Source organism: Legionella sp. PATHC032, from assembly GCF_026191185.1.
Taxonomy (GTDB): Bacteria; Pseudomonadota; Gammaproteobacteria; order Legionellales; family Legionellaceae; genus Legionella.
This window is the reverse complement of sequence record NZ_JAPHOV010000001.1, coordinates 925,060-948,905: the sequence shown is the minus strand read 5'-3', so window position 1 is coordinate 948,905 and position 23,846 is coordinate 925,060. Positions and strand designations below refer to the sequence as shown.

The following is a 23,846-nucleotide window of genomic DNA, read 5'->3' as shown; positions in this document are numbered from 1 at the left end:
GAATTTTTATCATACCTTATTCTTATACCATTTTACAGAGGCACCTGGCGGGTTTAAGTCCATTCACGAAGTCATTTCAATGCACTGACAATAATCTGTTTTTCATCTCGTTATTTAATTAATTCTACTGAAGACAAAAAGCGTCCCTGCCCCCAAGGTACGTGGACTATTTGTAATGCTTGCCATTGAGCCTGGCTTTCCACTTGAGTTGCTACAACCGCAATATCCATCGTTTTAGCCATTTCATTAAAGTAATGTATGAAAAACTGCTTGCTTTCATTTTCATCAATATCTGTCACTAGACTTCCATGCAATTTTAAATAGTCTATGTTTAAATCACTCAGATAATGCAACGGAGAAAATTTAATACCCACACGATCTATTCCAACTGTCACCCCCAATTTTTTGGCTTGTTTGATAAAGGACTTAGAGTTTGAAAAATGTGACAAAACGTGAGCCTCATTGATTTCAAGTGAGAGATTTTTCAAGACCGCTTGAGGAATATCTTCCAGTTGCCGCAAATAGCCAGTGCTATTGACTTTATTTATCAAAGTATCTTCTGAAATATTAAGAGCAAAATGGGTATGCGTCGCAACATCGAGGGCGGCTAGTTCATTGAGCACATACTGATCAATAAGATAGGCCAATCCTAACTTCTCAGCAACTGGTATAAAATAACCAGCGCCTAACTCCTCCCCTTCCTGATTGCGAATTCGAACAAACACTTCCTTATGCAAACAATTCTTACCATCAGTGACTGCCTGCGCATACAAACTTATTTTTTTCTGTTCTAAAGAATTTCTAATCTCATCTCCACTGATTAACTGAGGATATTTATAGGTATCATGCTCTTTCTGACAATAAAATACGCCTGTTTCGCGAGCTTTTTTAACCGCTTGATCTACCATAGACAATAGATTGGAGACAGGTTGATGGAGAAAATAACTTGCAGCCCCCATGTGTGTTTTGCAAATTTTGATATCAGTAATAGTTTGATTCAAAATTTGCTCAAATTCCCTGCACTCCTTTTCAAAAACCAAAGGATCCCTTTCATGGCTAATCAAGGCAAAGGTCGTGCCGTTAATTCTTGCCAGCGCGCTAACAGACGATTGTTTCCAATAGTTTTTACATGTTTTAGCTACAGTTAGTACCAATTGATCCCCTTGCTGATACCCTTGCTTCTGATTTAGCTCATCCAAGCCATCTATGACCAGCATCACAACATAACCAGGAATAAATTCATCTTCATTATCCAGAATCAGAGCCAAGTGCTGTAAAAAATAACGTCGATTGCTCATTCCTGTTAGTGCATCTTGATAAACCTGTGTTCTAAGGGATTCTGTTTGTTTCAACTGATCCTGAAATAACGATTTGATCTTAGTAACCATTTGATTCATAGCCAGGGTAACTTGCCTCAATTCAGGGGTTTTGGGAATCTTTGTTTCTACAGGAAACTCATGTTCTGAAATGGCTAACGCTTGGGCAGTTACCCGTTTTAAAGGTTGTAATAAATATTTTATAAAGCAATAGCATAAAACCAAAGCGACTACCGCAAAAATCAGATAAGCATTTACCATTTCTACAGCATTACGCCACAAAGAGGTGTAAACATAGCTCGGATCACTGGTTACTAAAACAACTCCTGCTTGCATCCATCCATCCATAATTAAGGATGACTTCTCAGTTGATGGCCATTTTATCAAGTTCACAAACCATTGTGGTATATCGCTTTCTTGTGGCAATTGTTTCTTTAAAATGATCACTTTCCCTTTTATGTCTTTTACCTTAATTGATGAAAAATATCCTCTGTCAAAAACAGCTTTAACCATAGAGTCCATGGTAGGTACATCATGATTAATTAAAGATTGGGATAAAGACAGACCCAATGATGTCGCAGTATCTTGAGCATTGCTTTCAAGTTGTTGGATAAAAAAATTACGCGCGTTATTCATAGTGATCAAATAAGTTCCGATAAAAACGAATAACAACATAATCAACACACTTACAGCCATTTTCTTAGTTAATGTCATGGTCTATCACCTTTTTTATTCCATACGTTTCATCAGAGCATCCCACTTGCCCAAACTTTTTGAATCCCCCATCAATGAACTCTCTCCTCTTGTTTTCGCAAGCCATAAACCTTCTGCATTAAAGCTATAAACTGGTTTCAAATCAGGCCTTGCAGAAGCTTTCAGAATTTTACTTTCCAAACTGTCAAGGATTAGTGGTTCGGATTCAGGAGTTGGGTAAAAAGACAGCACCATATGGGCCTGGTTTAGAGTAAGAGAAGCGGCATAAGTAATTCTTAACTGGTCAGAATGAACACCAACAGCAACTAATGTAAAATATTTTATGATGGCGAAATCTTCACAATCACCTCCCCCATCTACAATAAATTCTACTGGTGATTTCCAATAATCATCACTTGCACCAGTTATCGGGTCAGTTTCATAGGTAAATTGATTAAAGAAAGAGTTTACTTTTTCCAGTTGTATTTTTACTGGCTTTTTTTTAAGCGATTCAATTAAATTAGCCCATGCGTTAAACCGTTTCCGGGTATCTCCCTGATAGGATTGCGCCAATTTCTGAATTTTTTCCACACTGATTAAAGGCGCGGCTTGAATGGAAAAACTTGTTACATACAAAAGTATCAAACCAACCCAGATGGATAAAACTGACCAGTAGCGAAGAGATTCCAAAATAACACTCTGAAATCTCCCAGCTATAGCACTAAGCTTTTTTGGGGGCCTCTTTGAAAGTAACCAAGACTCCTTGAACATGAGCCAATTCCTTTAGTCTTTCCATTCCATTACCAGCATGACCTCTATATTCATAAGGACCAACGAAAACGGATAGAAGATCTTTATAAGGGCTCATGAAGGCAGTAAAGCCTAATCCATTTAACCGTTTAACCAAAGCAACAGCATTATTTCTATCTCTGAAGGAGCCTGCTGATATATACCATAACTTGGGCGTTATTTGCTGAGGATAAGTAGTGTTTTTATCTACCATAGCCTTGGTTAAATGTGTTTTCTCCATGTTTTTCACAGGATGAGTGAGAACCATAGGATTATCCGTATTATTAGGGTAAGGGATCTCATCCATTTTTCTATTCAATAAAATATTGGTCTGAGCTGACGAGAACACGTCATTGTTAACCACATTGACTGGCAATCTCAAATTCAAATATTTTAATAAACAACCCATACCATTCAAGATTCGATAGCGGGAAAGTATCTCATCATTTTCTGCCCGAGCCAGTTCAATTTGTGATTGATAATATTCATTTTGAGAGTCGAGTAAATCAAGGAGTGTTCTTTTCCCTACCTTAAATTCATCTTGATAGGCAGTACGTGTTTTTCTTGATGCCATAACGTGTTGCTTCAAAGGTTGTATGCGCAAGGCCGAAGCAACATAAGCATTCCAGGCTAATCTGATAGTCTCTTTCAATTCCAGTAAGGTTCTATTTTTAGTTTCATAAGCTTCCTGTACCTGGTACGCGGTTTCTCTTATATGAGCAGCATCAGCTCCTCCACGAAATGCATTATAATTCATTCTTAAAGCCACTGTGTCGGAGTCATTGGGACCTACCAGGCCACCTAAGTTCTTGTTTTTTGAGCTATTCAAAACCAAATTAACCTCTGGGTAATAAGCTGCTCTGGCGACATCATACTGAGCTTTTGCTTCCTTAATATCAGCGTAACTTGATTTCACTGTTGGGTGATTGTCCAGTCCTTTTTCTATAATCCTGGCTAAATTATTAGGTAAACTTTTTCTTGCTGGAACACGAGGCATTTGAAGATTCTCTGGCCATTTACCTACTGTTTTTGCATAATTAATCTTCACCTCTTGCAAATCAGCCAATGCACTTATTTTATTAGCCTCAGCGAGAGCCAACCTCGCATTAGCCTGATCGACTTCTGCCGCTCGGGTAATTCCAGCAGTTGCCCGTTCTTTTATCATCTTAAAAACCGCTTTATGTGCTTTAAGATTTTCGATGGAGTAAGCATACAAACGTTCATGCAGTAATACAGCGAAATAATTCTTGGTAATTTCCAATGCCAAATCTTCAGCAATACCCTGTGTCTTCCATTTCTGCGCTTGAGTAAGGTATTGGTTACGCTTAACCTCATTAATTATCCCACCGCCAGCAAACAAGCGCTGCCTTAATTCCACAGATGATTCAACTATATTGAGGGTAGCGCTGGGAGTATCATCGATCGCTGCAGTGGTTGGGTTTACACTTCTTTGTCGTCCAAATCCCCCCGTTACATCAATCGAAGGATATAAACCACCTTTTGCTTTATCAATTGCCTGTTTTGCTGACAAACCTTTTGCCGTATTCAGTAATATATCTGGGTTAGCAATCATGCCATATTGCACTGCTTCATAAAGGGTATCCGCAGCAGCGTAGGAAGAAGTTAGCAATGCAGCTACAAACAGCGCCTTTCTCATTCCTCATTCCTTATTGTTGTTATTTTGTTAATTATCTATATAGTAACGTATAACCTTAAATGAAATAACATCTTACTACAATATAATTTTGTTTCTTTTAATAAGTTATTGATGTTAATAAGCTTTTTTATTTGATGGGATTTTTGTCACCATGAGTAGTCAATTGCCAATACTGACAGTGAGTCAACTGAATAGACAAGTGAAAGGTTTTCTCGAGAATGAAATAGGTCTTGTGCATGTCGAAGGTGAAATTTCTAACTTAAGCAAACCCTCTTCAGGACACTGCTATTTCACCTTGAAAGACAGTACAGCGCAAATTCGTTGTGCCTTTTTTAAAAATCGACATTCCGGTTCTGTGCTTAGAAATTTTAATGATGGTCAACAAATTGTTGCCAGCGGTAAATTAAGTCTTTATGAAGCCCGAGGAGAATATCAGCTGATTGTTGAAGAAATAGTTGAGGCAGGAATAGGAGTACTCTACCAACGATTTGAAGAGTTAAAAATCAAACTGGCAAGCGAAGGCTTATTCAATCCTGAAAGAAAAAAACCACTGCCCAGAATACCTGAGACAATTGGAGTCATTACGTCACCCACTGGAGCGGCTATCCAGGATATTCTCTCGACTCTGACTCGTCGATTTCCAATAGCCAAAATTATTATTTATCCAAGTGAAGTTCAGGGGCAAACAGCCTCTCAACAACTTATCAAGGCCTTAAAACTGGCTAATACCCATAAACGATGCCAAGTTCTCATCCTGGCACGTGGTGGTGGCAGCATTGAAGACTTGTGGGCATTTAACGATGAATCCCTTGCTCGACAAATCGCAATCAGCACAATTCCCGTTGTTTCTGGGATTGGTCATGAAACAGATTTCACAATTGCTGATTTTGTAGCGGATTATCGTGCGGAAACGCCTACCGCTGCCGCTACAGCTGTTACTCCAAACCGCATCGAATTATTCAATATTCTTGATACGGCTATTTCTCGATTGCATGATGCCATCATCAGACTACTCAAAGAATTGCAATTAAAACTTCATCATTTGATGGATAAAATTGCCTCACCCAGACATACCATCTCAACTTACTGGCAAACATTGGATTATCTGGAGAGACAGTTAATCTCTGCTATGAATCAATTTATTAACTTAAAAACTAACAAATTAAACCTTTTTTTAACACAATTGCAAGCTAACAATCCAAAAACACAAATTGAACGCACTAAAACCCAACTACGGCAATTAATAATGCAATTAATCCAAGAGATCCGGATAAAAATAAATCAATTAAAAAATCAACTGTCCACTAATCTCTCCACTTTGCATGCTGTAAGCCCCTTGGCTACACTAGATAGAGGGTATGCGATTGTCAGCAAAAACCAAAAAATACTCTTTACTACCCAACAAGCACAAGTTGGGGATACGATTGATATCCGTTTAGCACAAGGTAGTCTTGCTTGTGAGGTCACCCAAATTAAGGATTGATTAAAATCATGAAGAAACTATTATATTCATTAGCCTGTCTATTTATATTGGTGAATTCAGTCAAGCTATCCTATGCCCTGGTTCTGCCAGAAAACCATTCTGTGAATGGCGGACTCACTATTATTCCTATCGATATAAATCAGAAGCCGGAAGCTTATTTCGAAGGGAAACGTATCCCGGTTCTTCCTAGTACCCAACCTCATCAATGGTTATTAATTGTTGCAATCCCTCTTAAAAATACCAACTCTGTTCAATACATCAACGTGACAAAACCCATCAAAGCGTCTATCCCCTTCCATGTTAGTGAAAAATTTTACAATACCCAATTTTTAAACATAAAAGACATAAGTAAAGTTGATCCTCAGCCTGAAGATTTAATCCGGATTGAAAAAGAAACCCAAAAGTTAACCCAAATTTTTGCTAATTATTCAAATGCCAATCCATTTGAGAAACAATTCACAGCGCCACTGAGAGGACCTATAACCAGCTTGTTTGGTTTAAAAAGAGTTTATAATAAACAGCCAAGAGATCCACATTCTGGACTGGACATAGCTGCTGACCAGGGGAAACCTGTGTATGCGGTAAATCAAGGAGTTGTAGCAGACACTGGTGATTATTTTTTCACAGGCAATACGGTTATCCTTAATCATGGCATGGGGGTATTCTCGGTTTATGCTCATCTCAGCAAAATCCTCGTTAAAACAGGAGAATCCGTCAAACAAGGCCAAGAACTTGGATTAGTTGGTATGACAGGAAGAGTAACAGGCCCCCATCTTCACTGGACTATGGTAGTTAACCAAACTCTGGTTGAGCCTTTACTTTTTGTGCCGTTTCGTAAAATCACAGTTACTCCGATTACACCAGATAAAAAATCAAACAAATCCACACAAGATGCAACGGCAAAATCATGATTAACGAATTAACGACCAGTTTGAATGTCATTGTCACTCAGACACAAAATAATCTGAAAGTTTTGGGAGTAATACTACTAATTCCCTGGTCAATATTTTTTATTAGTCATTTTATAAGTAATAAAATTTTGCTTCTTGGCATTATCCCAAGACATATTTTGGGTCTCCCGGGAATTCTATTGGCACCTTTACTTCACGCTAATTTTAATCATTTATTTTTTAACTCCATCCCCTTGCTGGTTCTAAGTAATTTTATTCTCATTAATGGAGTTCGCTATTATTTGATTGTCACAATAATGATAACTTTTTTTAGCGGGACAATGATTTGGTGTTTTGCTAAACGCGGTATACACATAGGCGCCAGTGGTTTAATTACAGGCTATTGGGGATTTTTGGTATATAACATTTACCAAACCGGTACCTTGACTACTATTATTCTTGGTTTGCTTAGCCTGTATTATTTTGCGGGTATTTTTCTGGGAATTTTTCCAGGTGAAAAAGGCGTATCCTGGCAAGGTCACTTGTTTGGGCTATTATCAGGTTTTCTCACCAGTTATTTATTAGAAATCTATCCCCGATTATTGTTAATCATTTAGTTATATTCCACTAATAATCCATTCAACTCTATGCTATTCTTAAAAATAAAAACGAATCAGAGAACCACGATGAAGATATTGAAACCAAAAGCATTTTTACTAGCCAGTGTGTTTGCTTTATCAGCATCTCCTGCATTTGCTGTTGATGGTTGTTGCAGTAAAATGGGAGGAATAAATTATTGTGACTCCTCTGCTGGCCGTCTTGTTTGCAATAATGGTTTCTATTCAACTTGTTATTGCACTCGTCATGCTGTAATGGATTTACAATTTCTTATGGGATGTTGTTTATGGCATGGCGGAGTCTACCCACAATTAAATTCATCAGGTCTTGTGGTTTGTAATGATGGGTATGTTTCGGAAGAATGCTCATTACAAAAACCTGTAGAGCAAATTTCTGTTTATTGATTAGCTCTGGGTTACAGCTGTTGTAGTATGGGCTGATGAAGGAACATGATGGTCTTCTTCTACCTCGTTGACTCTGCGCTTCTCAATTAACTCTCCAAAACATAAGGCACTCATCACTATCAACAAATAACCTGCTGTTGAATAGCATAAAATAGTATCGGAAATGGAACCGATACAAAAAGAAAATAAAACGCCTAAAAGAATAGGTCGGGAGCTAGTCAATTGAAACGATGTAATAAACAAACTCGCTAAAAATATTACTAAAAGCGCCAAGCCAACTAAACCCTGTTCAGCTAGCGTCATCCAGTACTGACTGTGTGGGTCCGTCAGCTCTTTCCCCCAACTGGGGACAGGCACGTCTTGTGAATAACTGTATTTAAATCCACCTGTACCTATTCCAATAAAAGGATGTTGCATCATCAATTGCTTGGCATAATGATGAAACTGCATTCTATAGCCTATCGATGTATTTTTATTATGTTGCTTTAATAATTTGATATCCTGAATTAAATCATAAATTCTGGTTTGCATCACAGGGCTATGGTGATACGCCAAGGCAATAATGCCACTGAAGAGAATAATCCCTGCCAAAGCCTGTTTGAAGTTTAATTTTTGTATCAAAAGCAATAACATCAAAATAAAGTAAACTAAGTAACCAGTTCTTCCAGTATTTATAAAAAGCACTTGATAACTGGTTAGCAGCATCATGAAAATATAAATAGCTCGTAACCAGCCCGAATTTTGAAAAGCCAGCAATCCTGTTAAATAGGCTGCCAATGCCACCATAAAACCGGTAATGATATGATTATAGAAAACCTCGCCAGGATCTTCTGATGCAATAATATTTTTAGCCTTTAAGATGGAAATAACACAAGTAATAAAAATAGCAGCCAAATAGCTATTGATACTCCAAGTCCTTACTTTAGGATTAATAAAACCTGTAGCTAAAATAGGGAGATAAATTAATTTACAATATTTGCCAATGACCATCCATTGCATTGAATAAGGAGCAGGGCTCCATAAGCTTGCAATAACGACAAAAAGAAACAAACAAAAAGCAGCGCGTCCCCAAAACGTATTATAGGCATAAAAAATATGTTTTCTGTATTGTGGAGTAATCAGTACTGCAATTAAGCTGCAAATAAAACAAATAGACTTTATCGTAGGACTGATAGGAATAAAAAACATAAATAAAATAAAGAAAAAAGGAGCTAATAAAATACCCTTGGTCTCCATTATGTTTAATCGCACGATTATTCCTCTTTTATGTGATTTACACTGGGTAATTTATTGATATCCTTGTCTTTATATATTTGTTTGACTCCGCGATAAAAAGCGCCTTGCGCCCCAAACACCGCAAACAAAAAACCTGCCCTACCGTCTAAAAATCCCTTCTGTAAAAAAAGGCATCTGACAAACATCCATAAGGCACTAAAAAAAGTTTTTACTAATCCAACTTTTTCATTGGATTCTATACGGATTTTCGCACTATAAGAAGAATATTTGTTAAGTTTGTAAAGTACGTGATGTACATCGCTAAAAGAATGATGCCATATCGGTTTTTTTAGTTTTCCTACCCTCGCATTGGCAGGAATCAATACTTTTTCATGAACGATGTCTTTACTGTAAGAAGCATTCTCTCTTTTAAATAATCGTATATGCCTTTTAGGACTTCCAGAATATTTTAAAACTTGGTTATAAAAAATCATTTGTATAGGAATACGAAATGCATCTGCTGTATCCAATGAAATGGCTTGTAATATTTCCTGACGCAATTCTGGACTGACTGATTCATCAGCATCAAGATTTAAGACCCAATCTCCTTTAGCCTTCCGTAAAGCCCTGTCCTTTTGGATACCATAGCCTTGCCAATCCGTTGAAAATACTTTATCCGTATACTCCCTGGCTATAGCTAATGTATTATCTGTGCTGCCAGAGTCCAATACAATGATTTCATCTGCAAAATGAACGGACTCCAAGCACCGCCTTATGTTGGCTTCTTCATTTTTAGTGATAATGATTACGGATAGCATGGCTCTATATCAATTCAAAATAAATATTATATCGATAATTAAGCGAGATTGTAACAAGATAAAATGGAATAATATTCGTTTAGTGGTAACAAAAAGAAACCGTGATGACGATTACCTGTTATGCAATTAACTTGTTAATGACAATTTTTATCTCACGATTATTGAGATTTTTGTCTGTACATAACAAAAATTTGTCATGTACAGAACGGAAGATGGTTCTCGTTTAACAAACACCTTCTCTATGATCATGACTGTCAAAATGTAGTTTACCGTCTTTCACTCGCAAAGTGACATGACCACCATGCATTAATTTACCAAACAACAGTTCATCAGCAAGAGGCTTTTTGATGTTTTCCTGAATCAATCTTGCCATAGGCCTTGCTCCCATGGCTTTATCATAACCATGCTCCATCAACCATTCCCTGGCTGATTTATCAACTGTAAAAGTAACACCTTTGTGACTTAATTGTTCATCTAACTCCATAATGAATTTATCAACGACTAATCCTATAGTCTGTGTATCCAACGGAGCAAAATTGATAATAGCATCCAAACGGTTTCTAAACTCGGGGCTAAATTGCTTTTTAATTGCTTCCAACCCGTCATTGGTATTGTCTTGCGTTGAAAAGCCTATGGAGTTACGAACAATTTCACTTGCTCCTGCATTACTGGTCATTACAAGTATGATATGCCTGAAATCAGCTTGACGACCGTTAGTATCCGTTAAAGTGCCATGATCCATTATCTGCAACAACAAATTAAAAACATCGGGATGTGCTTTTTCTATTTCATCAAGTAACAGAACGGCATGCGGGTTCTTAGTCACGGCTTCGGTCAATAAACCACCTTGATCGTACCCTACATAGCCAGGAGGTGCTCCAATCAAACGTGAAACAGTGTGTTTTTCCATGTACTCTGACATATCAAAACGCAACAATTCTATACCTAACACATTAGCCAGCTGCCTTGTTACCTCTGTCTTTCCTACACCAGTTGGTCCGGCAAACAAGAAACAACCTACTGGCTTCTGAGGTTCTCTAAGTCCGGATCTACCTAATTTGATTGCTGAAGCCAGTGCAGTAATTGCCTGGTCTTGCCCATATACTAATAATTTTAAATCACGTTCCAAGTTACGCAGTGTATCTTTATCGCGTGCAGATACCTTTTTAATTGGGATACGAGCAATTTTTGCGACAACGCTCTCTATTTCAGTCACACTAATAATTTTTTTACGTTTATTTGCCGTCAATAAATTCTGATATGCGCCTGCTTCATCCACCACATCAATCGCTTTGTCAGGCAAAAACCGATCATTGATGTATTTTGCAGACAATTCTGCTGCTGCTTTTAATGAAGGAATTGAAAATTTTACTCCATGGTGAGCTTCCAATTTGCCTTTTAATCCTTTTAATATTTCAAAAGTTTCATCTATTGTTGGTTCTGAAATATCAATTTTTTGGAATCGTCTTGCCAAGGCTCTGTCTTTTTCAAATATTCCACGATATTCCTGATAAGTAGTTGAGCCAATACATTTCAATTCACCATTTGCCAATAATGGTTTAATCAGGTTGGAAGCATCCATTACTCCACCAGATGCAGCACCTGCACCAATAATGGTATGAATTTCATCTATGAATAAAATAGCTCCCTCTTGCTGACCTAACTGTTTCAGAACAGCCTTCAATCGTTTTTCAAAATCCCCTCTGTATTTCGTTCCTGCCAATAACGCGCCCAAATCAAGGGAGTAGACTACGCAACCTCTTATGGAGTCTGGAATTTCACCATCCACTATGCGTCTAGCCAAACCTTCTGCGATAGCCGTTTTACCTACACCTGCCTCGCCAACTAATAAAGGATTATTTTTACGTCGTCTGCAAAGCACTTGAATAGTTCTTTGTATCTCTTCATGGCGCCCTATCAACGGATCTATCTTGCCCTGTTTTGCACGTCTATTCAGATTGGTACAATAACTATCGAGTGGAGATTCATTACCCTCAGGGGTCATCATGTCTTCATCCATAGATGAATTCATGTTTTCATGCATATCATTGTTTTGATATTTTGACACTCCGTGAGAAATATAATTAATAACATCAAGACGAGTAATATTTTCACGTCGTAAAAAATACACAGCCTGACTTTCTTGCTCACTAAAAATCGCGGCTAATACATTAGCTCCAGTAACTTCAGTTTTACCTGCTGATTGCACATGAAATACTGCACGCTGTAAAACCCTTTGAAAACCTAATGTTGGTTGAGTTTCCCTGTCCAGTTCATCTTCAGGTATTCTTGGAGTTGTTTCATCAATAAATTCGATTAAATCACGACGTAATGCCTCGATGTTAGCATCACAAGCCTGCAATACATTTCCTGCTGCTGGATTATCAAGCAAAGACAACAGCAAATGTTCAACAGTCATGAATTCATGACGCTTTTCTTTTGCTTCCTTGAAAGCTAGATTCAAGGTGAATTCTAGTTCTTTATTTAACATTGTCATTGCTCCTTACCAACCCACCACCAGTTTACTCCGGTTCCATACTAGATAATAATGGATGTTGATTCATTCTGGCGTATTCATTTACCAGGGCGACTTTTGTTTCTGCTATGTCTCTTGTAAACACTCCACAAACCCCCTTCCCTTGAAAATGAACCTGTAACATCACCTGAATCGCAATCTCCTCATTTAAATGAAAAAAGTGCTTCAGTACCTCTACCACAAAATCCATTGGCGTATAGTCATCATTGAGCAATAAAACCTTATACTTTCTTGGTCGTTTAATAGCTGTGCTAATTTCTGTGCTAAGCTCTGTATCAGCTATCCCTGTTTGTATTATTTCCTCTAAATTTTGCCTGCTCATAACTAACAACCTCTTACTATTTTTATAGACTCCCTGCACGCATTTGGCCAGTAAATTTAGCTAATTTTAATGAAAAATTTAGTCATTGAAATAATCAATAGCATAGTGATTAGATATGATTCACTCAAATGTATACTATTTGTTATTTACCATCAGGTTTTACTCAAGAGATTAAGCCGCCTCTAATCAGTAGCGTAGCATCATAATTACCATGGATAAAGTTCCTACTCAATTCTTATGAGTTCGTAAGATTTATAAACCTGACAGTAAAGATACTACCAATAATCTTGAAAGGATGATCTCAGTCTTTCATGAACAAGGTATTGACACTCAGTAAAGCTATAGACACTGAATAGTCAATACGCGTTGTTCAGGAAGAACATGTGATAATTCCTTAGCTTACATATGCTTAATCATAGCATCTGCAAAACCAGAGCTGCTGACTAACCTTGCTCCTTGCATACCACGCTCAAAATCATAAGTTACGGTTTTGGCTTCTATCGCGCCTTCCATACCTCTGATAATCAAATCTGCCGCTTCATACCACCCCATATGGCGTAACATCATTTCAGCCGAAAGTATAATAGAACCGGGGTTCACTTTATTCTGGCCAGCGTATTTAGGCGCTGTTCCATGAGTTGCTTCAAACACAGCCATTTGATCACTAATGTTCGCTCCAGGAGCTATGCCTATTCCACCAACCTGAGCAGCCAAAGCATCAGAAATATAATCACCATTCAAATTTAATGTAGCAATGACACTATAGTCCTCAGGTCTTAACAGGATTTGTTGCAAAAAGGCATCGGCAATCACATCATTAATGATAATCTGCTTACCGGTTTTAGGATTTTTAAACTCCATCCATGGTCCACCTTGATATTCTTTTGCACCAAAAGAATCACGCGCAACCTGGTATCCCCAATCTTTAAAAGCCCCTTCAGTAAACTTCATGATATTGCCTTTATGTACCAGAGTCACTGTACTGCGGTCATTATCTATCGCATACTGAATTGCCGCTTTGACAAGTCGGGTGGTACCTTCTTTGGAAACAGGCTTTACGCCTATGCCACAATGCTCAGGAAAACGAATTTTTTTAACACCCATTTCCTGAGTTAAAAATTGAATCACTTTTTTAGCTTCCGGAGTATCTGCCTGCCATTCTATACCGGCATAAATATCTTCAGAATTTTCCCTGAAAATAACCATATCGGTTTTCCATGGCTCCCGAACTGGACTTGGAACACCATTAAAATATCGAATTGGGCGTAAACAAACATAAAGATCCATGTCTTGACGAATCGCAACATTCAATGAACGTATACCACCACCAACAGGAGTAGTTAAGGGACCTTTTATTGAAACCACATATTTTTTCATGGCATCCAGAGTCTCTTTGGGAAGCCATTGATCGCTACCATATACCTTAGTAGCCTTTTCCCCGGCATAAACTTCCATCCAGGAAATTTTTCTCTTGTTGCCATATGCTTTTTGAACTGCAGCATCAACAACACGTATCATTGGAGGTGTTACATCAACACCGATACCATCACCTTCAATAAAAGGAATAATTGGATTATCAGGAACATGAAGTGAATGGTCAGCAGCAACAGTAATAGCTTCGCCTTGGGCAGGCACTTTGATTTTATCGTATGTCATTGACGACTCCATAAATTTAGAGAAATTAATGATAGCATGTGATAATCAGGTTTCCCAAATATCAATTACGACTATTAATTATTTTTAGCTAAATTAGCTCAGATTGGAACTAGGCATGAAGCAACATCTTAATTTGTTCTGTCAACTGATCGTAGCCAGCTTCGACATTAATATAATCACGCTTAGCGAGATATACTGATAAAGATCCATCATCTGTAGCCGAAGGTTTTTGCAAAACCCCATTAAAACCTTGCATTTTTAAACGTAGATAATCGCTTAATTTAGTGACCAGATAAAAGTTTCTAAAATAATTGTCAGGATTCATATATAAAGCTTTTGCATCCTTGGCAAGTTCATGCCCTGGCAAATAATCTTTTAAGGAATAGGATGAGTTATTATGAACAGCGATTACTTTACCCTCCGGTAGTAATGCCTTAATTTTGTCTGCAAGTTTCTTCACTTCTTGATGCGCTTCAGGAGTATAATAACTGTATTGCGTCAAAGTTTTTTTGATCCCTTTATCGGTAAAAATACGGTTGGGATCAAATTCATAGCGTTGGTTATGTAAATGAAATACTATATTTCGACCACCGGAATGAATAAGTGTAATCAGACTTCCACCCTCTTTTCTGATCACAGCTTTTGCAGCTTTTAATGCTGTTTGCTCATTGTGATGAACATGTACAAATGTCTTACCTTGGCCTTTGGTTTGTTGAATTATTACAGGTTCATCCCCAACCATAACTCTATGATTCACTGCACAACTTGTTTGAGCGATAATTGCCATAACAACCAATACCCATTTCATGAATAAGAGTCACCGCAACGAATAAAATGGTGTAATTGTATAGTGATTAGCCATAAAAAATCAATCTTGGCTTTCGTTACAATCAAGGCAAAATCATATTTTTATTAAATAATGCCCGCATATGCCATTCCAGAGCAGGCGGGAATATCAAAATATGAACAATTATTTGCGCTGTTTATTGTACTTTAGGGTATGAGCTAGCCCTGAAATAGTTGCTGTCAATAACCAAAAAATTTATCATTAATTTCCACAATCAACGCAATCACAAAATGCCGCAATTAATACTTTTTAATAAACCTTATGGAGTCCTGACTCAATTTACTGGCGAACTCCCCGAACAAACTCTCTCGGCATTTATTAAATTTCCGGGCTTTTATGCGGCTGGTCGTCTGGATAAACAAAGTGAAGGCTTACTTATCTTAACTGACGATGGAAAACTGCAACATCGGTTAACCCATCCTAAATTTGAGAAAAAGAAGCATTACTGGGTTCAAGTAGAGGGAGTTCCTACTAACAACGATTTACAACCGTTAAGAAAAGGCCTGGTAATCAAGGACATTACTTTTTTACCTGCCGAAGCCAAGTTGATTTCAGGGCCAAACATCTGGCCACGAACTCCACCCATTAGAGAAAGGAAAAACATACCAACTAGCTGGTTGGAAATTATATTAAGAGAAGGAAAAAATCATCAAATAAGAAAAATGACCGCTGCCATCGGCTTCCCTACTCTACGTTTAATCAGACACCGGATTGGTGATTGGCAGTTAGATGAACTCCAGCCTGGGGAATATAAGCTAATCAACCTGATTAACGATAAACGGAACGAATCAACAGGGAAGAGTCGCCCAAGACCCGGATCCAGGGCCAAATAATCATACCCAGAATGGCACTTGTCACAGGCATTATCAGGTTATAATTAAAACCTAACAGAGCATCAATAAATAAAATAATCGATTGATATAGAAAACAAAAGAACCCAACCAGGCAAACTTGCTGGATTAGTGAGAAAAATTGAACTCGCCTGGATTTGGTTGACGCTATCCAGGTTACCAATAGCAATGCGAATGAATGTTCACCGATCACAGTTGATAAGAGCACATCCAGTAATAAGCCAACTATCAACAGAGCAGTTAGTTTAAATTTACCTGGTAAATAATATTCAATATACAAAACTAACAATAATACCCAAGGAGGGCGAAAAATTGAGATTAACTCCGGCATCGGTAGTATTGATAAAGCAAGCGCGGCCAGAAACCCCAACCCTAAACGAATATGAATCGCACTCATGCTGTAGTCTCCTCAGCATTCAAGCGCTCATTAATTTGAGTAGTTAACTCCTCTTGTTCACTATCCGTCCAAATCAATAACACCAACCTGTTGCGATTGAGCAATGCGACAGGACTCACTGTGACTTTGACAAAATCTTCACCGGGAATACTCTTAACTTCCTCAACGCGGCCTACAGGGTAACCCTCAGGATATCTTCTGCCTAAACCGGACGTTACCAGCACATCACCTGGATGAATAGAAGACGTTTTCGGTAAATTAATCAAAGACAGTTCCTCAATATCATTAGTGCCTACAAGAATTGCGCGCTCTCCGGTTCGATTATTTCTTACTGGCACAGCACTCTTTGAATCTGAAATCAACAATAAAGTACTTGTCATTGGTCCTACATCAATAACCTGCCCCATCACTCCCTTGGCATCCAGTACTGGTTGTCCCACGTAGACACCATCACGTGTGCCCTTGTTTAAGACAACAACCTGCCTTGCCTGGCTTGTATCAACAGCAAGTATCTGGGCAGCCATGACTCTCATATCAGCCTTGGATGAAGTCAATAATAATTCTTTTAATTGCGAATTTTCCCTTTGGATAACGATTAATTTTTGCAATTCAGCTTCCAGCATTGTCTGCTTGTATTTTAAACGCATATTTTCGTCTATCAGTGCCTTTTTGGCGCTAACCAATGACTGAACCCAGCCTATGACTCGAACAGGATAATCTACTGCGTATTGCAAGGGGGAAACTATTAGTGAAAAACCGCTACGGACAAAATCCAGGTATCGATAATGATAATCAGAAAACATCAGAAGAATAGAAAAAGTAAGGGCAAACACAAATCCTAGAGAACTGTGTCCGCCCTTGGCAAATAATCTATTATGTTTATTATTCTGTTGAGAGGAAATCACCGCCGCGCAAATCCATGGTTTCTAGAGCTTTACCACCACCACGCGCAACGCAGGTTAATGGATCTTCAGCTATTAATACAGGTAATCCGGTTTCTTCCATCAACAAGGTGTCTATATTTTTCAACAGAGCGCCTCCGCCTGTTAAAACCATACCTCTTTCAGCAATATCTGCAGCTAATTCGGGTGGAGCAAGTTCCAAAGCAGCTCTAACCGCACCAACTATCCCCGATAAAGGCTCCTGTAGTGCTTCCAAAATTTCAGCGCTTGTTAAAGTAAAGCTACGTGGTACACCTTCCGCAAGATTTCTACCTCGTACTTCGATCTCAAATAAATCCCGACTTGGGAAAGCTGAACCAATTTCATGCTTAATGCGTTCAGCAGTTGTTTCTCCGATGAGAGTACCATAATTACGGCGTACGTAGGATACGATTGCGTCATCAAATTTATCGCCACCAATACGCACTGATTGATGATAAACGATTCCGCTTAGAGAAATAATCGCGACTTCTGTAGTACCACCGCCTATATCAACCACCATAGAGCCACTAGCTTCTTCAACAGGCATTCCGGAACCTAATGCCGCAGCCATAGGCTCTTCAATAAGGAACACTTCTCGAGCACCAGCACCCATTGCAGATTCACGAATTGCTCTGCGTTCCACCTGCGTAGAACCACAAGGAACACATACCAAAACTCGCGGACTGGGGCGCAAAAATTTATTTTCATGCACTTTGTGTATAAAGTGCTGCAACATTTTCTCGGTGACAAAAAAATCAGCAATAACTCCATCTTTCATGGGTCTTATCGCATTAATATTACCAGGGGTTCTTCCCAGCATGCGTTTGGCTTCAAGACCTACAGCAGCGACACGCTTCTGGCCTGATTCATTACGCAATGCCACTACAGAAGGTTCATTGAGAACAATCCCCTTATCTCTTACGTAAATCAATGTATTAGCCGTTCCTAAATCGATTGACAAATCGCTAGAAAACACGCCTCTTAATTTCCTGAACATACGCAGTACTACCCCGTTGTTTTTTTGATTGCTACTTTATCCTATATTTGGATAAAAATCGACAGTTGCCGCATAAGAATTTTATACACCTTACAACTGTTTTTAACCGGATCCCATAGTAAAAGCCATGCTTTCATATGGGATCAATCTCATTTACTTTATAAAACATGATTTACGTTTTATATTGCACTTGAATTAATTAATAACGAAAATTTCTTTCAATTTTTCTCTATTTTTATCTACAAAACGCTGGCCAATACCTTTGACTTCTGCAAGTTCTTCCAGAGATTTAAAACCTTGATGATTTTCTCTATAAGTAATAATAGCTTCAGCCCGTTTTTTTCCTATCCCCTTAAAAGAGCCTGTTAAAGAATGCACATCCGCTGAATTAAGATTAATCTTGCCCTTAACAAGGACTTGTTTAGCTGGAGTTTTTTGAGGCTCGTTCTCAGCTTGAGAAGAGAAAGGGATAACTATAAATGACAACAAAATAGCAATGAGTCTTGCTTTCATAAATTTCTCCTAATTGTTGGACTAAACGGCTCGTTCCAGAGCCGCAAGCGAGTATCTCAATTTTTCAAACAAGAGTCTAGCCAATTTCAAATTATTTTTTCTGTGAAAAGCTATAAAGGACATACGATACGCAAGAAGTCAGTTTCTTAACCATATCCAAATGCAGGAACTCATTCGGGCCATGAGCATTGGAATGAGGGCCTAAAACACCGGTTATCATAAATTGTGCTTTGGGAAATTGCTCACCTAACATACTCATAAATGGAATGGTGCCCCCTTCTCCCATGTAGGCAGCAGGTTTATCATAATAAGTCATTGATGCTTCAGATGCCGCTTTCGCTAACCAATCAGAAAGCAAGGGAGCATTCCATCCCTTGGAGCCTCCATTTTGTATTTTAAAATCAACCTTTGCATTGTAGGGAGGGTTTTGGGTCAAGGCTTCCTCCATGGCAACTGAAGCTACTGCCGGGTCAACCAGGGGTGGAAGGCGCATGGATAATTTAAAAGACGTAACAGGGCGCATCACGTTCCCTGCATCGGCTATAGCTGGAAAACCATCCGCACCAGTCACCGTTAAGGCGGGTCGCCATGTTCTGTTTAATATTAATTGCTGTTTGTCTTGAATAACGGGTTTGACAGAGTCTTTCCATGGAAATTCACTATAAACTTGCTCACCTAGAATTTCCGCACATTGTTTCGCTTGTTTTATTCTCTCATCAGGAATATCACAATACAACTGAGGCAATTTAATCTCTCCTGTGCTTTCGTCTTCTATTCTGCTGATCAATTGCCGAGCTACTCTGAAACTGTCTGCTACTATACCACTGGCACTCCCCGAATGAACGCCTTCACTAATCAATTCAACCGTTAATTTACCCACCAAATTACCACGTAATGAAGTAGTCATCCATAACTGCTCATAATTACCTGCTCCGGAATCAAGGCAAATAACCAATGACGGTTTACCAATACGCTCCTTTAGCAACTCAATATAAAAAGGCAAATCGTAACTGCCACTTTCCTCACACGCTTCAATGATTAATACACAACGAGGATACGGCAAACCTTGTTGTTCCAAGGCGCGAATAGCCGTGAGTGAGGCATAAGCAGAATATCCATCATCTGCTCCTCCTCTCCCATATAACAATCCATTTTTCAATACAGGTTTCCATGGATGTAAATCGTCACTCCAGCCTGACATCTCAGGTTGTTTATCCAAGTGGCCATAAAGTAGCACAGTGTCATCAATTTGGCCTGGTATTTCCATAAATAGCAATGGGGTTCTATTTTTCAGACGAACAACTTCCAGTGTCATTCCTTGGGGTGCATGCTCCTTACACCAATTGGCAATGTGATTAACTGCCTGTTCCATATAACCATGTTCTTCCCATTTTGCATCAAAGTGAGGAGATTTATTAGGGATTTTTATGTAGTCACATAAACTTGGCAATATCTCTTCTTGCCATTGTTGGCATATGTAATCATACAATCCTTGGGGTTTGAACATGTGCTTGCTCCTTGATAATTGCCACAATTTTATCAGTGGCAGACTCAATTTTTAACGCTTTGATTTTATTATCTATTTCATCTTTTTTTCGCATTACTTCCTGTACTGCCTGTAATAGAACATCCGCTTTCAATAACTCGTCCTGAATCACAACACTTATTCCTAACCCCTGGAAATACCTTGCATTTTGAATTTGATCTCCTCTGCTTACTTGTGAAGAGATTGGAATTAAAATATGTGGTTTTCCTAATGCTAATATTTCATACAAAGAATTGGCTCCTGCTCGAGAGATCACTACTGAAGAAGCCGCGAACAGATCAGCCAACTCTTCATTAGCGTATTCAAATTGGCAATATCCCTCCACGCCAACCAATGAAGAATCAAGTTTTCCTTTGCCACAAAGATGAATGACTTGGAATTCTGATGTCAATTGCTTCAATGCGCTTCGAATACAACTGTTAATTGAACCAGCCCCTAAACTTCCTCCCACTACAAGCAGGCAAGGTTTGGAAGAATTAAATCCGCACAACTCCAATCCCTTCATTCGATTTCCAGTTAATAGCTGTTCACGAATTGGAGTACCCGTCACTTCTATTTTCTCCTGGCGTTTAAAGTACTTTTTGCCGGCATCAAAAGTAAGGCATACTTTATTTACGAAAGGAAAGGATAGGCGATTCGCAAGTCCTGGACTCATATCGGACTCATGAGCTACGATAGGAATTCGATTTAACCAGGCACCTACAACCACAGGAAAGGCTACAAAGCCACCTTTTGAAAAAACCACATCCGGTTTGATTTTATAAAATAGAAAAAAAGATTGGATAATGCCCAGAATAATTTTGAAAGGGTCAAGCAGATTCTTCAAACTGAAATACCTGCGCAACTTACCGCTACTGACTCCATGAAAAGGAATGTCCAGCGGCTCAATCATTTCCTTTTCAATTCCGGAAACAGAGCCGACATACTCTACATTCCAGCCTTCTTTTCGAAACTCCCTAATCAACGCGATATTAGGAGTCACATGTCCTGCAGTGCCTCCCCCGGTAAAAACAATACTTGGGCTCATAATGTTTCCCTAATCAATAAACTCAAATCAATTGCTTTAATTGATTTGGTAATGGATCCGACTGAAATAAAATCTACTCCGGTTTGGGCAATTTCTGCGATATTATTGATATTAATGCCGCCAGAAGCTTCCAATTCACAGTACTTGGGATGATTCATTTTGACTGCTTGTTCAAGCATATCTTGAGTGAAATTATCCAATAATATCCTGTCAGGATGAGCATCCAAAGCCTCTTGCAACTCCTCGAGGGTTTCCACTTCAATCTCAACCAGTAAATGTTTATCTGCTTTCCTTGCCAAATTGATAGCATGAGCGACTGAACCACAGGCTTTAATATGATTTTCTTTGATTAAAAATGCATCATAAAGTCCCATGCGATGATTTAACCCACCACCACAATGAACAGCATACTTTTGCGCTACTCGAAGTCCTGGGATTGTTTTGCGTGTGTCTAACAGCTTTGCCTTGGTACCTTTTAATTTCTGGACATATTGATAAGTTTGTGTTGCAGTAGCTGAAAGGGTTTGCAAAAAATTTAATGCAGTACGTTCTGCGGTTAAAATACTGCTGGCAATACCATGAATGATACATAAAGTAGCTGGCGTACTTAAAAAATCCCCTTCAGAAACCCGCCACTCCATTTCAACTGTATTATCAACTTGCTTAAAAACCTCATTAACCCATGGCTGCCCACAAACAACCATAGGTTCTCTTGATATAATTTCTGCTTCTACAATCAGCTGCTGAGGCAACAAAGCTGCAGTCACATCACCATTGCCTACATCCTCCTGCAAAGCATGTTTTACATCGAATATAACCTGCGATAAAACATTATTCATGCATTCTTATCCTCTTTTGGTTTGGCATATCGCATCTTTAATAAAGGTGGTGCAATAAAGGTTGTAACCATGATCATCAATACAATTGCGGTAAACAAATTATCACTTATTACTCCTAAAGTTCTGCCAATAGAAGCAAAAACCAATCCCACCTCCCCGCGAGGTAACATTCCTATACCAATGAGCAATCTGTCATCCCGTCGATTAGCGCCCAAACCACTAAGCAGCTTGCCAAGAATGGCTGCCACCGATAACCCTCCCGCTAAAACAATGACATTCCAATCATAAAAAGTTTCTAATTTAACCTGTATCCCAATCAGAGTAAAAAACATAGGAGCCAATATGGTTTCCAATGGAGAGACCAAATGATGAATGCTGCGATGATCTTTATGGTGAGCTTTTTGCTCTCCAAAATAATCGTCATGCAAAATTACTCCGGCAGCAAAAGCACCAATTATAGCTGCTAACTGAATAAATGAAGCCAACCAGGCTAATGCCATAATAAAGAGGAATGAGATAAACAACTTGGATTCCCAAGGCTCCAAAAAGCGAAATAAATCGACTGCCTTACGAAGTATAAAAGGCCCCATAAACAAGGTACCAATAAAAAATAGCAGCGCTAAAATGATAATTTTCATTACCACCATAATGCTTACAGCACCGCTAATAATGATACTGCTGACAACCGCCAAAATAATCAGGCCTAAAATATCATCCAAAGTGGCCGCACCAAGAATTGTCCTTGCTTCCCGAGTACTGAGTTTATTCATCTCTTTAAGTACACTTGCTGTAATACCAATGCTGGTAGCACTCAAGGTAGCCCCGATAAACAAATTAATCTTGTAATTTGAACTGGGTATAATAAAACAAGCCACTGCAAATCCTAAAATCATTGGTGCAACGATACCGATCACAGCAACGAGAATGGATTCTTTGCCAGTTTTTTTTAAATCAGAAAGCGACGTCTCAAGACCAACCATAAACAGAAGAAATATGACGCCATAACGTGAGAAAATATCAACAACATAGGCAATCTTAAGATATTCCGTTCCCTCTGCTCCACTCAAGGCATGTATTACCTGGTTAGCGTAATAGGAATTATGGATAACATGAGTTACCGCCTGATTTAGAGAAACTCCTGCTAACATTTCTTTCACAACATCATAAATAGCAGAACCTTCGCGAAGGATCACCACCAATTCACTTCCGAAAAAGTAAGAGAGGTTCCCAACTATCATCCCTATCAGCAATTCGCCAAGAACGCCAGGTTGATTAAGAAGTCTGGCTAAATACCGACCAATAATAGCTAAAAATAAAATAGTAGTAACACCCAGAAGAACAGAAGTGACTGGATCTGAATGTTCTCCCCCCTCAGACGCAAAAGTAATAGCAGGAATGAAACTGACTAAAAGAAACCACCATTTTGAATTACTCATACTGCTTTATCCTATAAGCTTAATAGGTTGCCTTCTCCCAAATGCGAGGGAATTTTGAGTTGCAACACTTTAC

General features: G+C 38.7%; 22 protein-coding genes. 5 read left to right on the top strand and 17 right to left on the bottom strand.

The window, feature by feature from the left end:
• Window positions 1-110 precede the first annotated feature (110 nt).
• The 3 genes from OQJ02_RS04295 to OQJ02_RS04285 are packed head-to-tail and all read right to left on the bottom strand — an operon-like array spanning window position 111 to window position 4,455.
• Window positions 111-2,030, bottom strand: coding sequence for a LapD/MoxY N-terminal periplasmic domain-containing protein (locus tag OQJ02_RS04295; protein ID WP_265718021.1), 1,920 nt, complete (start codon window positions 2,028-2,030; stop codon window positions 111-113).
• 15 nt (window positions 2,031-2,045) lie between these two features.
• Entirely contained in the window at window positions 2,046-2,780 is a 735-nt protein-coding gene (locus OQJ02_RS04290; protein ID WP_265718020.1) for a transglutaminase-like cysteine peptidase, read from the bottom strand.
• Window positions 2,731-4,455 (bottom strand): TolC family outer membrane protein, encoded by a 1,725-nt coding sequence (locus OQJ02_RS04285; protein WP_265718019.1) that lies wholly within the window; start codon window positions 4,453-4,455, stop codon window positions 2,731-2,733. The genes OQJ02_RS04290 and OQJ02_RS04285 overlap by 50 nt, the downstream gene beginning before the upstream one ends.
• 151 nt (window positions 4,456-4,606) lie before the next feature.
• Here OQJ02_RS04285 and xseA point away from each other — a divergent pair, with 151 nt between their 5' ends.
• From xseA to OQJ02_RS04265, 4 genes are all read left to right on the top strand, one after another.
• A complete protein-coding gene (gene xseA, locus OQJ02_RS04280; protein WP_265718018.1) occupies window positions 4,607-5,938 on the top strand; it encodes an exodeoxyribonuclease VII large subunit in 1,332 nt (443 codons plus the stop codon).
• An 8-nt stretch (window positions 5,939-5,946) separates the two neighbouring features.
• The gene (locus tag OQJ02_RS04275) at window positions 5,947-6,849 is read left to right on the top strand and encodes a M23 family metallopeptidase (protein WP_265718017.1); all 903 of its coding nucleotides are present in this window, start codon (window positions 5,947-5,949) and stop codon (window positions 6,847-6,849) included.
• Window positions 6,846-7,445: a rhomboid family intramembrane serine protease gene (locus OQJ02_RS04270; RefSeq protein ID WP_265718016.1), complete on the top strand. Its 600-nt coding sequence runs from the start codon at window positions 6,846-6,848 to the stop codon at window positions 7,443-7,445. The genes OQJ02_RS04275 and OQJ02_RS04270 overlap by 4 nt, the downstream gene beginning before the upstream one ends.
• Window positions 7,446-7,514: 69 nt before the next feature.
• Window positions 7,515-7,850, top strand: coding sequence for a hypothetical protein (locus OQJ02_RS04265; protein WP_042238075.1), 336 nt, complete (start codon window positions 7,515-7,517; stop codon window positions 7,848-7,850).
• Here OQJ02_RS04265 and OQJ02_RS04260 read toward each other — a convergent pair whose 3' ends face one another.
• The 6 genes from OQJ02_RS04260 to OQJ02_RS04235 all read right to left on the bottom strand — a co-directional run bounded on the left by OQJ02_RS04260 (window position 7,851) and on the right by OQJ02_RS04235 (window position 15,205).
• A complete protein-coding gene (locus OQJ02_RS04260; protein ID WP_265718015.1) occupies window positions 7,851-9,101 on the bottom strand; it encodes an O-antigen ligase family protein in 1,251 nt (416 codons plus the stop codon).
• Window positions 9,102-9,103: 2 nt separating this feature from the next.
• Window positions 9,104-9,883 (bottom strand): glycosyltransferase family 2 protein, encoded by a 780-nt coding sequence (locus tag OQJ02_RS04255; protein ID WP_265718014.1) that lies wholly within the window; start codon window positions 9,881-9,883, stop codon window positions 9,104-9,106.
• A gap of 223 nt (window positions 9,884-10,106) precedes the next feature.
• Window positions 10,107-12,374, bottom strand: a complete 2,268-nt coding sequence (gene clpA, locus OQJ02_RS04250) for an ATP-dependent Clp protease ATP-binding subunit ClpA (protein WP_027221176.1) — start codon at window positions 12,372-12,374, stop codon at window positions 10,107-10,109.
• 31 nt (window positions 12,375-12,405) lie between these two features.
• Window positions 12,406-12,741 (bottom strand): ATP-dependent Clp protease adapter ClpS, encoded by a 336-nt coding sequence (clpS, locus tag OQJ02_RS04245; RefSeq protein WP_027221175.1) that lies wholly within the window; start codon window positions 12,739-12,741, stop codon window positions 12,406-12,408.
• A 399-nt stretch (window positions 12,742-13,140) separates the two neighbouring features.
• Window positions 13,141-14,397, bottom strand: coding sequence for an NADP-dependent isocitrate dehydrogenase (icd, locus tag OQJ02_RS04240; protein ID WP_416209882.1), 1,257 nt, complete (start codon window positions 14,395-14,397; stop codon window positions 13,141-13,143).
• Window positions 14,398-14,506: 109 nt separating this feature from the next.
• Complete coding sequence (locus OQJ02_RS04235) at window positions 14,507-15,205, bottom strand: protein tyrosine phosphatase (protein ID WP_265718012.1); 699 nt, start codon at window positions 15,203-15,205, stop codon at window positions 14,507-14,509.
• 269 nt (window positions 15,206-15,474) lie between these two features.
• Here OQJ02_RS04235 and OQJ02_RS04230 point away from each other — a divergent pair, with 269 nt between their 5' ends.
• Window positions 15,475-16,077, top strand: a complete 603-nt coding sequence (locus OQJ02_RS04230; protein ID WP_265718011.1) for a pseudouridine synthase — start codon at window positions 15,475-15,477, stop codon at window positions 16,075-16,077.
• Here OQJ02_RS04230 and mreD read toward each other — a convergent pair.
• From mreD to OQJ02_RS04190, 8 genes are all read right to left on the bottom strand, one after another.
• Window positions 16,013-16,492: a rod shape-determining protein MreD gene (mreD, locus tag OQJ02_RS04225; RefSeq protein ID WP_265718010.1), complete on the bottom strand. Its 480-nt coding sequence runs from the start codon at window positions 16,490-16,492 to the stop codon at window positions 16,013-16,015. The two genes, OQJ02_RS04230 and mreD, sit on opposite strands and share 65 nt — an antisense overlap.
• Complete coding sequence (mreC, locus tag OQJ02_RS04220; protein ID WP_265718009.1) at window positions 16,489-17,397, bottom strand: rod shape-determining protein MreC; 909 nt, start codon at window positions 17,395-17,397, stop codon at window positions 16,489-16,491. Before mreC ends, mreD begins: the two co-directional genes overlap by 4 nt.
• Window positions 17,375-18,412, bottom strand: a complete 1,038-nt coding sequence (locus OQJ02_RS04215) for a rod shape-determining protein (RefSeq protein WP_011213320.1) — start codon at window positions 18,410-18,412, stop codon at window positions 17,375-17,377. The genes mreC and OQJ02_RS04215 overlap by 23 nt, the downstream gene beginning before the upstream one ends.
• Window positions 18,413-18,607: 195 nt before the next feature.
• Window positions 18,608-18,925, bottom strand: coding sequence for a ComEA family DNA-binding protein (locus OQJ02_RS04210; RefSeq protein ID WP_265718008.1), 318 nt, complete (start codon window positions 18,923-18,925; stop codon window positions 18,608-18,610).
• 91 nt (window positions 18,926-19,016) lie between these two features.
• Window positions 19,017-20,432, bottom strand: a complete 1,416-nt coding sequence (locus OQJ02_RS04205) for a M20 family metallopeptidase (RefSeq protein WP_265718007.1) — start codon at window positions 20,430-20,432, stop codon at window positions 19,017-19,019.
• Window positions 20,407-21,498 carry an undecaprenyldiphospho-muramoylpentapeptide beta-N-acetylglucosaminyltransferase gene (locus OQJ02_RS04200; RefSeq protein WP_265718006.1) on the bottom strand — a complete coding sequence of 364 codons (1,092 nt, stop codon included), beginning with the start codon at window positions 21,496-21,498 and terminating at the stop codon, window positions 20,407-20,409. Before OQJ02_RS04200 ends, OQJ02_RS04205 begins: the two co-directional genes overlap by 26 nt.
• The gene (gene nadC, locus OQJ02_RS04195) at window positions 21,495-22,337 is read right to left on the bottom strand and encodes a carboxylating nicotinate-nucleotide diphosphorylase (RefSeq protein WP_265718005.1); all 843 of its coding nucleotides are present in this window, start codon (window positions 22,335-22,337) and stop codon (window positions 21,495-21,497) included. The genes OQJ02_RS04200 and nadC overlap by 4 nt, the downstream gene beginning before the upstream one ends.
• Window positions 22,334-23,773 carry a cation:proton antiporter gene (locus OQJ02_RS04190; RefSeq protein WP_265718004.1) on the bottom strand — a complete coding sequence of 480 codons (1,440 nt, stop codon included), beginning with the start codon at window positions 23,771-23,773 and terminating at the stop codon, window positions 22,334-22,336. The genes nadC and OQJ02_RS04190 overlap by 4 nt, the downstream gene beginning before the upstream one ends.
• Between the last annotated feature and the right edge of the window lie 73 nt (window positions 23,774-23,846).